We start from the raw sequence: 15605 nt of genomic DNA on the forward strand, positions 1-15605 counted from the left end.
AGATTAGAAATGTGGCAAATGAGACGTTAACATTTTCTTCTGATCACTTTTTGAGGTACTATGGAAGGTGTGGTAGTTTGTCGTCTCGGCGGCAAGCTTGTTTTTTCACACCGTTCTGGACATGGAGGTTTTTCAGTTGAACAACCAAGAACCAAAATCACGCGTACAACGGTATAACTTTAATCAGGACCCCGAACACCCTACGCGGCAACGACGCAAGCGTCCCCGTCGTTGGTGGCCTTGGGTTATGACGCTAATCACACTGGCGATCGCCATTCTGTTAGTCCTGGCCATTTCGCATCATAACAATTCAACATCGAACACTGCCGCTTCTTCCAGCGACAGTGCTTCGATTGCCGCCAAATCGTCCTCCAACTCGGAGCAGACGGCCTACGACAACTTCAAAAAGAAGTATGATGCGTATAACGATAATGGCCTTACCGTCACTCAGAAACAAAAATTACAAAACATCATCAACGACGAATCAAACGACGCCGTTCAAGACCGCGAACAACAGCTCCTCGATCAAGCATCGACGAAATCATCCGCAACCAGTTCCTCTAAGGAAAGTAGCGGATCGAATTCCTTCGATGACGTTCACACCTTCTCCTCAGTTGACGATGCCCAAAACTGGGCACAGGCTTCCAAGAATCAGTGGCTTCAAGCCGGCTACACGACGTATACCATTACGTCCGATGGGCAAGGTAATTACAATTTACAGTTCGTTCATTAGATCTTAAAGTGCGTTTGGGCAATTGCCCAAACGCGCTTTTTAGTTATCCGTCGGTTGCGGCTTTTCAGCTACATTCCCCGGCTTCGGTGAAGCAGACCGCTTCACTGCCGTCTGCTTAGATTTCTTACTCGTTGATCGTTTCTTGGTCTGCTTACTCAACCGGTTGACGGTCGTTTGCAGGTGATCAACCTTCGCCGTGAGCGAACGAATCTCTCCCATCAGCTCGGCCATATCGTCCTGTTGCTGGGTGTCTTCGCTCGCAGCAACTCGGGTGTTAACGAAATCGACAATGGTACTGGTCAATAACCCAATGAAGCCAACCCCACCAACCATCAGGATGGCCGCGATGATCTTCCCAAAGGCCGTCTGCGGAGTGACATCCCCATACCCAACGGTGGTGGCGGTCGTAATCGCCCACCAGAGAGAGTTAGCCAGTGACTGCTTCTCAGTCAGCGAAAAGAGAAACGCACTGACCACAATAATAGCCACACTAATTGAAAAGAGATAAATAAATCCAGTTTTATAAACGAAACGGTGAAAGGCCTTGGTCCACTTGCCAGAAATTCCTAGCCGCCAGAAGAGGTGGTGGAACCGAATGATTCGAACCAGCCGACTCAACCGAAAAAGGGCAAAGACCGGGTGCATGGGAATGATTCCCAATAGATCGAAAGCCGCATGAATCAGGAAGATCTTTCGATTTTTAGTGGTCATCAGTCGAACAAAGTAGTCGAGGGCAAAGACCACCAGTAAGCCGTTGGCAATTCCCATTTCTAGGGCGTAGCTTCCAACTTTCAGAAGTAAGAGCCCTAGGTTGACGACTGACCAGAGTGTCAGAATCGTCACGACCCAATGATAGACAATTAGCCACTGATGACGTCGTTTCTTTTCCATATAACCCCCGCTCCCCATCAATGATTTATAGATTAATATAAGCTGTTTCAACCGAATTGCCAAGACTTCTGATCAATCTTAACCAGTTTGCTAATTTTAATAGTCCAACTAAATCATAAAGCCCCGCAACTCCTCTTAAATTAAGCGGACTGCGGGGCCTTTTGGCTAGCCTTGTAATTGGTCAAAGAACGCGGGTACTAACTTTTCATAAACCGTGATTGCTTGTAAATATTCGGTAATTGAGATGTACTCATCGGCCTGATGGGACGTGTCACTCCCCGGCCCCATTTCGATACTGGTAAAGTCGGCCTTGGCCCGTAAGAACTCGGCGCCATCGTTGGCCCCACCGGATCCCACCACGTGTGCTGGCCGTTGGCAGACCTCTTCACTGATTTGTTTGGCCAACTGGACCAGTGGCGCGTGGGGATCACCCGGAATAGCCTCCTCTGGATAGCTATACGTGAGTTTAAGGTCGACCCCGTCCTGTTGATTCAATTTGGCAATCAGGCCCTCTAGCTCATCGTAAATGACCTGATTAGGGGTCGCCGGAATTGTCCGCATATTAGCCATCAGTTCGGCATGTGCCGGAATCGAGTTAATCTGCTCCCCACCGGAAATCAGATCGACGTTGTGGAGCAGGTGCCCCAAGACTGGATCTTCCTCGGTATGCTTAGCCATCAGTGGCCCCACGGCATTGTAAAACTGCATGAGGTTGTCGATAGCGTTGATACCATTCTCCGGTTCGGCACTGTGACTGCTCTTGCCCGTCGACACCACCTTGTAGTCGATGACGCCTCGTGCCGTATAGACCACCTGATCCAGGCCACTGGGTTCGGCAATTACCAGACCGGCAAGCTGGTCGGCGTAACCTGCATCGGTCAGCGTGGCCGCGCCGTACTCGCCAGTCTCCTCACCCACCGTGGCTAGGAGCCGGACACTCCCATTGAGTGGTGTTCCCTGTTCCAAAAATTCCAGCATAGCGATCGTAATCGCTGCTAGGCCACTCTTCATGTCAGAAGCCCCACGACCAAAGAGCCGGTCACCGACAACTTCACCCCCGAATGGATCGTGATGCCAAGCTGAGGTATCGCCAGGAGCCACAACATCCATGTGCCCACTCAACCCCAGCTGCGGTCCAGCACCACCGATCGTCACGACTAGATTGTCTCTGCCGGGGGCGAATGGGATCTTCTCCACCTGAGCCTGCGGATATGGCGCGAACAGGCTGGCTAGGTAATCCGCCACCTCGGTCTCGTGGTCATTGACTGAAGGAATCTGAATCAGGTGCTGTAAAATTTCAATCTTCTTCTGGGGTGTCATGTGCATCTTCCTTTCACTGGATCATCATGAATCTTAGGATACGCCATTTTATCTAAATAACAACATTTTATGGAAATTTATGAGCTAAAAGCTAGTGTTTCGTATTTTTATACATTATAAATGCATATTCGCGTCACATTTCTCCCTGCGGTATAATGAAGATAAGTTTCATTTAGGAGGGATTCGGATGAAAATTACAGTACCAACCGAACAGGGCGGCTTCCTGGCTGCCGAATATAGTAAGCAGGCCATGGGATCTGACGTCCACGGCGGTGATCCCGTCAAGTCATTCCCGATCAGCCTCACGGATGTACCAGCCGGCACCAAGACGCTGGCACTGAGCCTCGTCGACTTTGACGCTGTGCCTGTCTGTGGTTTCCCTTGGATTCATTGGGTTGCCGCTAACTTTCCAGGTACGACGCGTGAGATTCCGGCCGACGTGTCGCGGACTGACCAGATTGTCCACGTTCACGGCCGCAACAGTAATGCCGGCTCATTAGTTGGGAACACCGATCCACAAATTTTTCAGAACTACACAGGGCCCTTCCCACCCGATGCCGATCACGATTACATCCTGACCGTCTATGCCCTAGACCAGACCCTTGATCTACCGGAAGGCTTCTGGCTAAATGATCTCATGCACCACGCAGCCGACCATACCCTGGCTACCGCCACATTCACCTTACGCGGACGTGCCTAGCGGTCATTATCGGCAATAGGAGGAGGGTTCACTATGGAAATTGAACACGATTATCAACGTATCTTGGTCCCGGTCGATGGCTCCGTTCAGGCCGAACTGGCCTTGAAGAAGGCAATCACCGTGGCCCAACAGAATCACGCCAAGATTGACCTACTCAACGTCCTCCGAATTAACCACTACGGTTTCTACGCCAGCGGCTCAATGCCGGGTGACGTCATTCACGAACTGGCAACCGATGCGACGTCCTACCTGACCTCATTGGTTGAAACGACCTCGGCCGCCACCGGCTTCAAGGATCTCAACATTCACGTGCGTTTTGGGAATCCCAGAACGGTCATTGCCCACGAGTTCGTCCGCGATCATGGGAATGACTTGATCATGCTGGGGGCTACCGGGATGAGCGCCGTTGCCCGGATGGTCGAGGGTTCTGTCACGGCGTACGTCAGCCGGATGGCCGATATCGATGTCTTCGTCGTTCGGACCACGGCAGAGGGCGTCCGCGTTGACCCCAAGAAACTTGTTCAGAAAAATCAAGAACAACCAAAATTCTAAAAAAAGATAAGGAGGACCAGGCAATTGCCTGATCCTCCTTATTGTTTATTTACGCCAAAATGTCGTACATTCAGCTTTATCTGCAATATTAAAGGCAATGATCCGGTGGAGCAACTCATAATCGACGTCCTGCGTCCACTTGATCCGACCAAACTTCTTACCTGGATTGTAGTTGTCAGCGGCAATCCCCGTGGCGAAGTGTTCCATGACCACACCCTCGGGTGCAAAAGCCATGTGGGATTTGGCCACACTAAAACCAATAATGAAGGTGCCGTGATCAGTAAACATCGGCTGATTCCAAGCATATCGCTGTTCCAGCTGTGGGAATTCGGCCTGAACCCATTCCAATACGTGCCGCATCCGTGCTTGATGGTCTGAGTTCTCAATCTTATCAACGAATTCTTCGAAATCTTGAATCATGTAAACACCCCTTAACGATTTTTGAACTTGATGGTTATTAGTATAGCACGGTGGACCGAGAGTTGCCCTGTCAGAAAATTTATCGCTTCAGACAGCAAAAGAGCCGTCCTCACAGGAACGACCCCAAAGTTCAAAACAGCTATTTAGTAGCTAAATCGACAGATTCGTCACCAGCCTTGGCCCGTAACGTGGATTCAATATCTTCCAATGAACGGTTCCGCGTCTCGAAGACCTTCTTCTGAACGAACCAGATAGAAACGAAGCACAAGATACCATATCCGATAAAGAGGCTCCCAGTCCCGAAGAAATCCAATAATGATGGGAATGTCAGTGAGACAATCATGTTTGCTGTCCAGTTAATCACGGAAGCAAAGGAGTTCCCTAATCCTCGAATGTTCAGTGGGAAGACTTCCCCAATCATGACCCACATCACAGGGCCCCAAGTTGCGGAGAAGAACGCGATGTAGATGGTTAGGGCAATCACAGAGATAATGGCTGCCAATTGTGACCCACCAGAGAATTTCATCCCGAAGCTCATGACGAATAAGGAAATTCCCATCCCCACGGCCCCGATGTTCAACATCTTCTTGCGGTCAATCTTATCCATGATAGATACGGCAACTGCCGTGACAATCACGTTGAAGATCCCGATACCAATGTGGGCCAAGAGCGCCGCACTGACACCAAAACCAACATCCGTGAAAATAGTTGGGGCGTAGTAGAGCACCGTGTTACACCCCATAACCTGTTGAAAGATCGCCAAGCCAACCCCGATAATCAGAGAAGGTCGAGCCATTTTACCAAAAAGTTCGGACCAACCCCCACTGACCACTTGCGCTTGTGATTGAATTTGTTCGACTTCTCGGTTTACAACCGCTGTGTCATGTTTGTTCATGGTATCAAGAACGGCACGGGCTTCATCGAGGCGCCCCGTTCGAACTAAGAAACGGGGACTTTCTGGTAGAATCAACCCACCAAAGAAGAGCAAGGCTGCGGGAACTGCGGCAAAACCGAGCATCCAACGCCACCCGGTGTAAATGCCGGCGAACCCATAGTTCGTGATGTAGGCTAACAGAATCCCCGTCATTACCATCAATTGGAACAGACTGGCAACTGTCCCCCGCTTATCGGCAGGGGCCAATTCAGCTAAGTAGGTTGGAATTAAGGCCGATGCGGCCCCCACTGCCATCCCGAGAATGACCCGTGAGACAATCAGTGTCCAGAATTCCGGCGAGAAGGCTGAACCCAAGGCCCCGATAAAGAAGATGACAGCTGACAGTAAGAGTAGTTTACGTCGCCCATATTTATCAGATGATGGCCCAATAATAGCAGCCCCTAGAATGGCTCCCAGTAGAACGGCACTCACAACCCATCCTTGTTGCCATGAGCCCAGGTGCATTTGCTTCTGAATAAAGAGGATGGCTCCTGAAATAACTCCGGTGTCATACCCAAAGAGCAACCCACCTAGGGCGCCGAAGAAGTAAACAAATCCCGTTGAAACTTTTCGCATTTTCTGACTTCCTTTTACCGGTTCATCGCCGTAGATTTTTTGAAGTTTTGTAAGTTGGCTAGTTATTCGGTTAGTTGATTGCCACAACCAACCATGATATTAGGATAACACTTTCCTAAAAATATTGGAAGCGTTTTCCAAAATAAAAAGCCGAGAATAGTCTCGGCCCTGAAAACTTTATTTTATTCTGTTGCACTAACGGAGGCTGGTTCACCAGCCTTGCTCCGTAAGGTTGCTTCAATTTCTTCCAACGAACGGTTCCGAGTTTCGAAAACCTTCTTTTGAACAAACCAAATGGCAACGAAACAGAGAATCCCATAACCAATGAAGAGACTTCCAGTTCCGAAGAAGTTCAACAGTGCTGGGAAGGTCAGAGAAACCACCATGTTTGCTGTCCAGTTAATCACGGAAGCAAAGGAGTTCCCTAGTCCGCGGATGTTTAATGGGAAAACTTCCCCAATCATGACCCACATCACAGGACCCCAAGTAGCGGAGAAGAAGGCAATGTAGATCGTCAAGGCAACCACAGAGATAATTGCCGCCGCTTGTGACCCACCGGAGAACTTCATCCCGGCACTCATAACGAACAGCGAAATCCCCATCCCGACAGATCCAATATTCAGCATTTTCTTCCGATCGACCTTGTCCATAATCATCACGGCAATGGCCGTCACAATCACGTTAAAGACCCCAATTCCAATATGGGCAAGTAATGCTGCGTTGACTCCAAAACCAACATCAGTAAAGATGGTTGGCGCGTAATATAACACCGTGTTACAACCCATCACTTGCTGGAAAATTGCTAAGCCAATCCCAATTGTCAAGGATGGTCGTACCATCTTACCGAAGAGCTCACTCCAACCGCCACTCTTCATCTGAGCCTGTTCCTGAATCTGGTTTAATTCGGCTTCAACGGCAGCTGTATCATGCTTATTCATGGTATCCAAGACCGCTTTGGCCTGATCGACATGCCCAGTCTTCACTAAGAAACGCGGACTTTCGGGTAAAACTAATCCCCCTAAGAACAGCAATGCGGCAGGAATTGCGGCGAATCCTAACATCCAACGCCAACCAGTGTAAATGTCAGCCCAGGCGTAGTTGGTGATGTAGGCCAATAGAATTCCGGTCATCACCATTAGTTGAAACAGACTGGATACCGTCCCCCGCTTGTCAGCAGGTGATAATTCTGCGAGATAGGTTGGAATTAAAGCGGAAGCCGCCCCAACTGCCATCCCTAGGACCACTCGAGAAATAATGAGTGTCCAGAACTCTGGCGCCATTCCGGAACCTAATGCTCCGACAAAGAAAATAATGGCTGATAACAAGAGGAGCTTCCGCCGCCCATACTTATCAGAGGAAGGCCCAATAATGGCAGCCCCTAGAATGGCACCCAGCAGGACGGCACTGACGACCCATCCCTGTTGCCAAGAACCCAGGTGCATCTGCTTTTGAATAAACAAGATGGCACCAGAGATAACCCCAGTATCATAACCAAAGAGTAATCCTCCAAGGGCTCCGAAAAAATAAACAAATCCGGTCGAAACTTTACGCATAGATATCGCTCCTTATACGGCTCACGCCATAGATTCTAAAAAGTGCAGTATGTGGAAGTTGTACTGAATTGTAAGTTGGTTAAATGACACGTTGGTTGAGTTGAACAACCAACTATGACGATAGCATACCATGTTCATTTTGATAATGGAAGCGTTTTCTATAAATCTCCTAAAAAAACTCGGATCACCCGAGTTTTCTGTAAACGCAACTTAAAGAGACGTTAATTCTGTCCGCCGGTAATCCAACAACTGGGCACTAATGGCCTTCGTTTGCTGGTAAACCTGGCTGTAAATAGCGTGCATCTTGGCATACTTCGCAACATTCTCAGGGTTTGGTTTGTAAGCCTTCCCAAAATGAACGAAGGTTTCGGCACAGTCTTGAAGCGAGTCGAACCAGCCCAGACCGGTAGCCGCGATCATGGCAGCCCCCATCCCTGGCCCCTGTTCGTTCTTAAGGCTGACCACCTTGCGATTGAAGATATCCGCTTGGATCTGCAACCAGAGCGGACTCTTGGCCCCACCCCCGATAGAAACGACCGTATCGAAATCACCGCCGTTTTCCTCGTAGATGTCAAAGAGGTCCTTAAAGGAGTAGACAATGCCCTCTAAAACGGCTCTGACGAAGTCGTAGCGCTGATGGGTTCCATCTATCCCGGTAAAGCTTCCCCGGATGTCAGCGTCTGCGTAAGGGGCCCGCTCGCCGACAATATAAGGAGTGTACAGCAAGCCGTTGGCGCCGACCGTCGATTTACCCGCACTCGCCACCACATCCGTAAACTCCTCGGCTGGAGCGAAGGTCTTCTTGAACCAGCTCAGCGAATAGCCCGCAGCCAGCGTCACCCCCATTGAGTAGTACTTATTGGGAATGGCATGATCCTCGAATTGAACCACACCGTGATAGTTCACATCGGCGTTGTCTTCATACTTCAAGACCACGCCGGACGTCCCGATGCTGGATAGCACCATATTCGGGTGCAGAATTCCCGCACCAACGGCACCAGCAGCATTATCAGCCGCCCCACCATAGACCTTGGTGGCTGTGGTCAGACCAGAGAATTCGGCATAGGCTGGTGTAACCGTCCCAGCGAAGTCAATCGATTGGATCAGTGGTGGACAGAGACTCAGCGGAATATCAAAGGCCTCGCAGACCTCCTGACTCCAAACACCCTTGGCCACGTCCAACAACACCGTCCCGGTCGCATCGGAGTAATCCATCGCTAGATTTCCCGTCATCCGGTAACGCACATAGTCTTTAGGTAAGACAAAAGTCTTGGCCTTCGCCCAGATCTCCGGTTCATTCTCCTTCACCCACAATAACTTCGTCAGCGTGAACCCTTCCAATGGTTGGTTACGGGTGATGTCGACAAACCGGTCGCCCATCTTGACTTCGATCTCTTCTCGTTGTGGTGTGCTTCGGGTGTCGTTCCAGAGAATTGAAGGCCGTAACACCTTGTTATTTTCGTCGAGCAAGACCAACCCATGCATTTGACCGGAGAAGCTCAGCCCCTCGATATCCTCGGCGGCCAGGTGATCATTTAGGATCAACCGGACAATAGCCACGGTCGTGCCAGATACCCAATCTTCGGGATTCTGCTCGTTGTAACCGGGTTGTTTCTGAATTAAGTCATAGTCAAAACTCTCCTGCGCGACGATCTGCCCCGCATGGTCGACAGCCGAGACCTTAACGGCACTGGTTCCTAGGTCGACACCAAGTACGTACTTACCCATCGGTTATTCCTCCTCAGTCGGCGGGTCTTCCCGCCTAATCATGATTCACAAAAGAAGCGAACGAACTCTCGTCCGTTCGCCTCTTATTACTAATTATTTGCTTAACGTTTCCACGATGTAATGGTTAATCGTGTCCTTAACTTGTTCCAAGTGATCGGAGTGTGTTGCACCAACCAAGTCAGCTTGGGTCTTGTCTAAGGAGTAGTCTTCCAAACTCTTCAAGTCGGCCTTGCCGCTTTCGATATCGGCACCGATACCGGACTTGTATGAGCTGTAACGGTCAGCCTTCAAGTTATCCAAGAAGCCATCTTCCTTCATAGCCGCTGCGATCCGCAGGCCGGCAGCGAAGCTGTCCATACCCACGATGTGGCTTCTGAAGAGGTCATTTGCTTCGAAGGATGAACGACGAGGCTTTGCATCAAAGTTTAACCCACCGCGAGGTCCGATACCACCATTTTCGATAACTTCATACATTGCGGCCGTAGTTGCGTATAAGTTTGATGGGAATTCATCGATATCCCAACCAATTAGCTTGTCCCCTTGGTTGGCATCCAAGGAACCAAGTAAGCCGGCTTCACGGGCAACGCGAATTTCATGTTGGTAAGTGTGACCAGCCAAGTTGGCATGGTTTCCTTCCAAGTTCAACTTGAAGTCCTTGTCCAGATCGTATTCCTTCATGAAGGCGATCGTGGTTGCGGCATCAAAGTCGTACTGGTGAGTCGTTGGTTCCTTAGGCTTTGGTTCTAACATCATCTGAGCATCGAAGCCGATTTCGTTAGCGTAATCCTTAGCCAAATGGAACAACTTAGCGGCATGTTCTTGTTCTTGCTTCATGTTCGTGTTCCAAAGTGATTCGTAACCTTCACGACCACCCCAGAAGACATAGTTTTCGGAACCGACACGCTTACCGATTTCCAAACTGTGCTTGAGTTGTGCAGCACTGTAAGCAAACACATCAGCGAATGGTGATGTTGCGGCACCATCGACGAAACGAGGGTTAGAGAACATGTTAGACGTGTTCCAGAGAACCTTCATCCCAGTTGTTTTTTGGTATTCAACGATCTTGTCAACCACTTTATCGAGGTTGGCGTTGGTTTGACGTAACGTGTCGCCTTCAGGGGCTAAGTCCCGGTCATGGAAACAAAGGTAATCGACACCCAATTTGTCATAAAATTCAAAGGCAGCATCCACCTTAGCCAAGGCTAAGTCCATTGGATCTGTGTAGTTATCGTATGGCCGTTGTGCGGTCCCATCACCAAATGGGTCCACTAAACGTTGGTCGAAGGTGTGCCAGTAGGCAACAGAGAACCGTAACCAGTCCTTCATCTTCTTGCCAGCAATCACTTCTTCAGGATTGTAGTATTGAAATCCAAAGCTTGACTTCTTATCTTGATGACCGACGTATTGGATCTTGTCGATCCCATTCCAGTAATTTGTTTTCGTATCCATAATTTATTAAACCCTCCTGGTTAGTTCGTTGCGACAACCAACTTACAAGATTCATTATACAGAGTTGTTTTTGTTTTGCAAGCGTTTTCTCGAAAGCATTTTATCTTTTGGATCAAAAAAGATCTGAGAATAAGCTCTCAGACCTTTCGTTAAGCAAGTTTCGTTAGTCATTTTCAGTTTGTTCTTCAGTTGGTTGGGTAAAGTTCAGTTCATAGCCATCCAGTTCCAATACGCGATGGGTAATGAGAGAACAACCACCCAAAACCGTGGCCAGTCGCGCATTAGGCGTGATTGCAATACTCAAATCATTTGCCGCCAATTGTTGATACGTGGCTTTGATGGATGCCAGTAAGGCTGGTAACTCCTCTACTAACGGTGAGTTTAAATAAAAGGCATCTGGATCCAGGGTCCGCATTGTATTATAAATGAGCCCGGCAATTGCTGTGGTAAAGGATCTTAGAATCTCTGTCGTTTCCGGATCGCCAGCCTGGTAGAGTTTGACGATCGCTTGACGATTAAGCTCCTTGAGTCCCTTCCGTTCTTCGACTTGACGGATAACGGCATCCTCGGAACTCACGTCTTCAGCATGTACTGGATGTGGGTTGCCGGCGCCGTCCATCTGGATGCTAGCCACCGATCGGCCAATTTCACCCGCATCCCCGTGCTCGCCACGGAAGAGATCGCGATGCAAAATAATTCCGGCCCCAATCCCACTATGAATACTGATTGTAACCGCGCTATTTAAGTGCCGCGCGCCGTTGAAGTCCCGTTCGTAGATAGCCGCGAGGTTCGCTTCGTTTTCCAGGATCACTGGAACCTGGTAGGCCGTCCCAAAGACTTGTTCTAAGTCAACACCATCCATCTCAATAAATGGGGACGTCTTGACTTGGTTATCATTCACAATCCCGTGAATGGAGAAACAAATTCCCAACAAACCGTGACTCGTCGTATCGTCGTGTTGGACCTGCCCAATGTACTGATTAATTTGATCAACCATTTCATGGATCGATTTTCCCTGTGACTTGATGCGATTGTACTGGCGAACGTGGCCATCGATCCCAGTAACTAAGGCATGCAAATGGCGATACCCCAGGTCAAACGTTAGCGTATAGCCGTAATTTCGATTGATTTCGATTAAGGTTGGTTTACGTCCCCCAGCCGTCGACGCTTCCCCCAAACCTAATTCCGTGAGGTAACCCTCCGCCATTAAAGTGTTATAGAGTGAAGAGACCGTCGACTTGTTCAAATGCAACTGGTGCGAGATCTCAATCCGTGAGGTGGGATGATTATTGAAAATTTGCTGTAACACGAGCCTTAAATTTTGATCATGTAATTGATTCCGATTCATGCTGCGTTGAACCATCCAATCACTCCTAAATAGTCATTTTAATTGAGAAGCTTGTTCTTCACTTAAAGTGAGAACTAGATTTCCAAACCAACTGGCTGCCACGACTAGCTATGACTAGCCAGCCTTCAGCCGTCCTCAGACCAGTCTCACATTGGTTTAATGAACCAACTAACATCAGTATCCCCTATAAATGAAAAGAATTCAACTACTTATTCAATCTTTTTGAAGCGCTTGCAAAACTTTTCGTCAACAAAAAAGGAAGCCCCTATCATGAGACTCCCTAAAAGACTTATCTTGTTTGCAATTCGTTAACCAGATCGGTGACTCGCTGTTGAATCTCATCGCGGACTTCACGGAAGACCGCCAGACGTTCAGTTTCACTTCCGGTCGCCTGCGCGGGATCAATGAGCGGCCAGTGACGACGTTCCACGGATGGTGGCGTCATGGGACACTTATCCCGCGCATCCCCACAGAGGGTCACGACAACATCGCTACTCAGCAAGTACTCACTATCAATTAACTTTGAAACCTGCTGACTGATATCGACGTTCTTTTCAGCCATGACTTTCACATCTAGTGGATTCAGGCCGTGAACCTCGACACCAGCACTGGCAACTCGCCAGTCCTTGGGCGCGAATACCCGGGCAAAGCCCTCTGCCATTTGGCTACGACAAGAGTTTCCGGTACAGAGAAAATAAAGTTGGGTCATGATAACGCCCTCGCTTTCGGCTTGCGCCAGTCTTTAGTAGTTGGCGCTAATGGCTACGTATGATCCGTTTGATCGTTGGCATGCTCTTGACGCCAGTTTTTCACGTAATCCAGTCGTTTCTTGAAAAGTCCTTCACGTCCCTGATCGGTGGGGTCGTAGTACGTATGACCTACCAGGTCGTCTGGAAGCGTCTGCATCGTGGTTAATTTATCCTTCGTATCGTGAGCATACTGATAATCCTTACCATAGTCCAGATCTTTCATCAACTTGGTTGGCGCATTGCGAATCTGCAGAGGCACGGGCTCGTCACGCGTCTCCTGAACGTCCTTCTTGGCGGCTAGCCGGGCCTTGTAAATGGCATTCGACTTGGGTGCCAACGAGAGATAGGTCACGGCCTCGGTCAGGTGCACATCACATTCTGGCATCCCCAAGAATTGACAGGCTTGAAAGACATTCACGGCCACGTTCAGGGCGTTGGTGTCGGCCAGCCCGATATCTTCACTGGCAAAGCGAACCAGTCGCCGCGCAATGTACAGCGGGTCCTCACCGCCTTCCAACATCCGCGACATCCAATAGATCGCCGCATCCGGATCACTGTTACGCATCGACTTATGCAACGCGGAAATAATGTTGTAGTGTTCCTCACCGGACTTGTCATACAGCACAAACTTTTGGTTGATGAGCTGTTTCAGGTCGTCCATGGTCACCGCCACTTTGTCACCTTGCTTATCACCGTTTAGGACTGCCATTTCCAGCGTATTTAGCGCTGAACGGGCATCCCCATTGGCAAACTCCGCGATGGCGCGAATCTCATCATCACCGATCGTGACCTGCCCCTTGAACCCAGCTGGATTGGCTAAGGCATTCTTCAGGAGTTGTTCGACATCGGCAGTTTGAAGCGCCTTGAGTACAAAAACCTTACACCGGGACAACAAGGCGGAGTTAATTTCAAATGACGGATTCTCGGTCGTGGCCCCGATCAGCACAATACTCCCCCGCTCAACGTATGGCAGGAAGGCATCCTGTTGGGCCTTGTTAAACCGGTGGATTTCATCGACGAAGACGATCGTCTTTTCCCCTACTGAGAGGTCACTGGCGGCCTGTTTCATAATCTTTTTAATCTGACTAATACCACTGTTAACGGCACTGAATTGGAGAAATTTAGCCTGCGTCTGTCGGGCAATAATCTCGGCCAACGTCGTCTTGCCAACACCCGGCGGACCCCAGAAAATCATCGACGAGACTTGGTCGTTTTCAATTAACTCGCGGAGAATCTTGCCGGGACCCAGCAGGTGGGCCTGACCGACAAATTCCGCCAATGACCGCGGGCGTACCCGACTGGCCAACGGCGACTGTTGCTGATTTGCAAATAAAGATTCCTGCTCCACGAGACTCACCACCCTTTTAGGTCAATGATAACCCGTTTAGTTTGCGAACAAAAGGGTTAGCGATCCTGATCGGGTGCCGTCAGGGGTTCCAAGGCCCACCGCAGCCGACCCCAGGCAATGCCCAAGGCAAATCCCAGGAAGGTCGGTACCAGCCAGCCCAATCCGAGACTGGCAAATGGCACGACTTGATGATAAACGGCCAGAGCGGCATGGACCGGCGCCAACTGCGTCACGACAGCCGGGGCACTGTTGAGCATGTCCAGAACAGCAGGAACAACTGTGAAGGCAATCGTGAGTTTGTAGACGATACCGGCATACGGCCGATTAGCCACGGTCAAAGCAACCAAAATCAGCGCTAATGATAACGGATAAAGGAGCATCAACACTGGTAAAGACCAGGCAATGATGGTATCGAGACCAGCATTAGCGACCAGGAAGGAAACCAGCGTCGTAACCCGTAACCAAGCGAGATAGCTGACCCGCGGAAAGAGCTTGTGGAAGTCCTGGGCAAATGACGTGACCAACCCCAGCGCCGTGGTGAAGACCCCTAGGGTCACCAGGACCCCGAGAAAGAGCGTGCCAAAATTACTAAAGTAATGTCCGACAATTTGCGACAGTGCCACCCCACCATTAGCGGATAGGCTGAGTTGGCTGAGGCTAAAGGCCCCCAGTAGCACCAAACCGAAGTAGATGAGGATTTCTAGGCCAATACTCAAGGCCCCTGCCTGAGCAGTCAGCTTAGTGAGCTCACGGTCATGGTAACCCAGACCACGAACGGCGTGGACGAAGGTCACACTCAGAGCCAACAATGCCACGGCATCAACGGTGTTGTAACCTTCGAGAAAGCCGTGAACCGTCGCATGCGTCTGATAGGTCACCGTGGCAGTGTGTTGAAGGTTCCCCATTGGATTGAAAAAAGCCACAACGAAGATAACTGCTAGCATCAAGAGGAAGCCGGCATTGAGATACTTTCCCACGACCTTCACCAAATTATTCTGGTGCGTGGCCAGAACATAGGCGGCGCCGAAGAAGAGACCCGTGAAGATTAGCATCCCCACCGTATTGAAACGGGTGGGCAGAAACGGCTGAACCGCCATTTCATAGGCTGTGGCGGCCGTTCTGGGAGTCCCGAAGAACGGTCCGATGGTCAGGTGAACCAGGACTAGGAAGAGGGCGGCGTAATGCCGACCCACAGGCTTGGCAAGGTCAAAGATCCCATCACTCTTAGTCACCACTACCGCCAGAATTGCCGAGAGCGTAAAATATCTTGTGTAAATGCATAAAAGATTTCTGAATTGTATAGA

14 protein-coding genes are annotated in these 15605 nt (G+C 49.8%); 3 read left to right on the forward strand and 11 right to left on the reverse strand.

Going from position 1 to position 15605, the window contains the following annotated elements:
- Positions 1–136 precede the first annotated feature (136 nt).
- Positions 137–733: a hypothetical protein gene (locus tag IV54_RS05145; protein ID WP_057878328.1), complete on the forward strand. Its 597-nt coding sequence runs from the start codon at positions 137–139 to the stop codon at positions 731–733.
- A 39-nt stretch (positions 734–772) separates the two neighbouring features.
- On the opposite strand, the gene IV54_RS05150 is transcribed toward IV54_RS05145, so the two are convergent.
- Both IV54_RS05150 and IV54_RS05155 read right to left on the reverse strand, forming a co-directional pair.
- On the reverse strand, positions 773–1624 hold the full coding sequence (locus tag IV54_RS05150; protein ID WP_083488518.1) for a potassium channel family protein: 852 nt from the start codon (positions 1622–1624) through the stop codon (positions 773–775).
- A gap of 165 nt (positions 1625–1789) precedes the next feature.
- A complete protein-coding gene (locus IV54_RS05155; protein WP_057878329.1) occupies positions 1790–2944 on the reverse strand; it encodes an ArgE/DapE family deacylase in 1155 nt (384 codons plus the stop codon).
- Between the two features lie 187 nt (positions 2945–3131).
- Between IV54_RS05155 and IV54_RS05160 the strand changes: the two genes are divergently transcribed.
- Together IV54_RS05160 and IV54_RS05165 are read left to right on the forward strand one after the other, a co-directional pair.
- A complete protein-coding gene (locus IV54_RS05160; protein ID WP_057878330.1) occupies positions 3132–3644 on the forward strand; it encodes a YbhB/YbcL family Raf kinase inhibitor-like protein in 513 nt (170 codons plus the stop codon).
- Positions 3645–3677: 33 nt separating this feature from the next.
- Positions 3678–4196: a universal stress protein gene (locus IV54_RS05165; RefSeq protein WP_057878331.1), complete on the forward strand. Its 519-nt coding sequence runs from the start codon at positions 3678–3680 to the stop codon at positions 4194–4196.
- Positions 4197–4241: 45 nt separating this feature from the next.
- On the opposite strand, the gene IV54_RS05170 is transcribed toward IV54_RS05165, so the two are convergent.
- The 9 genes from IV54_RS05170 to brnQ all read right to left on the reverse strand — a co-directional run.
- On the reverse strand, positions 4242–4616 hold the full coding sequence (locus tag IV54_RS05170; protein ID WP_083488519.1) for an iron chaperone: 375 nt from the start codon (positions 4614–4616) through the stop codon (positions 4242–4244).
- 139 nt (positions 4617–4755) lie between these two features.
- A complete protein-coding gene (locus tag IV54_RS05175) occupies positions 4756–6126 on the reverse strand; it encodes a sugar porter family MFS transporter (protein WP_057878332.1) in 1371 nt (456 codons plus the stop codon).
- Between the two features lie 182 nt (positions 6127–6308).
- Entirely contained in the window at positions 6309–7679 is a 1371-nt protein-coding gene (locus IV54_RS05180; RefSeq protein ID WP_057878333.1) for a sugar porter family MFS transporter, read from the reverse strand.
- A 210-nt stretch (positions 7680–7889) separates the two neighbouring features.
- Positions 7890–9407, reverse strand: coding sequence for a xylulokinase (gene xylB, locus IV54_RS05185; protein ID WP_057878334.1), 1518 nt, complete (start codon positions 9405–9407; stop codon positions 7890–7892).
- A gap of 93 nt (positions 9408–9500) precedes the next feature.
- Positions 9501–10856, reverse strand: coding sequence for a xylose isomerase (xylA, locus tag IV54_RS05190; protein ID WP_057878335.1), 1356 nt, complete (start codon positions 10854–10856; stop codon positions 9501–9503).
- 163 nt (positions 10857–11019) lie between these two features.
- Positions 11020–12165: an ROK family transcriptional regulator gene (locus IV54_RS05195; protein ID WP_237756670.1), complete on the reverse strand. Its 1146-nt coding sequence runs from the start codon at positions 12163–12165 to the stop codon at positions 11020–11022.
- Positions 12166–12493: 328 nt separating this feature from the next.
- Positions 12494–12913 (reverse strand): arsenate reductase (thioredoxin), encoded by a 420-nt coding sequence (arsC, locus tag IV54_RS05200; protein WP_057878337.1) that lies wholly within the window; start codon positions 12911–12913, stop codon positions 12494–12496.
- A gap of 53 nt (positions 12914–12966) precedes the next feature.
- A complete protein-coding gene (locus IV54_RS05205) occupies positions 12967–14301 on the reverse strand; it encodes a replication-associated recombination protein A (protein WP_057878338.1) in 1335 nt (444 codons plus the stop codon).
- A 56-nt stretch (positions 14302–14357) separates the two neighbouring features.
- Positions 14358–15605 (reverse strand): branched-chain amino acid transport system II carrier protein (brnQ, locus tag IV54_RS05210; protein ID WP_057878343.1); only part of this gene is annotated, 1248 nt, incomplete at its 5' end.

Source organism: Levilactobacillus paucivorans (assembly GCF_001437125.1).
Lineage (GTDB): Bacteria > Bacillota > Bacilli > Lactobacillales > Lactobacillaceae > Levilactobacillus > Levilactobacillus paucivorans.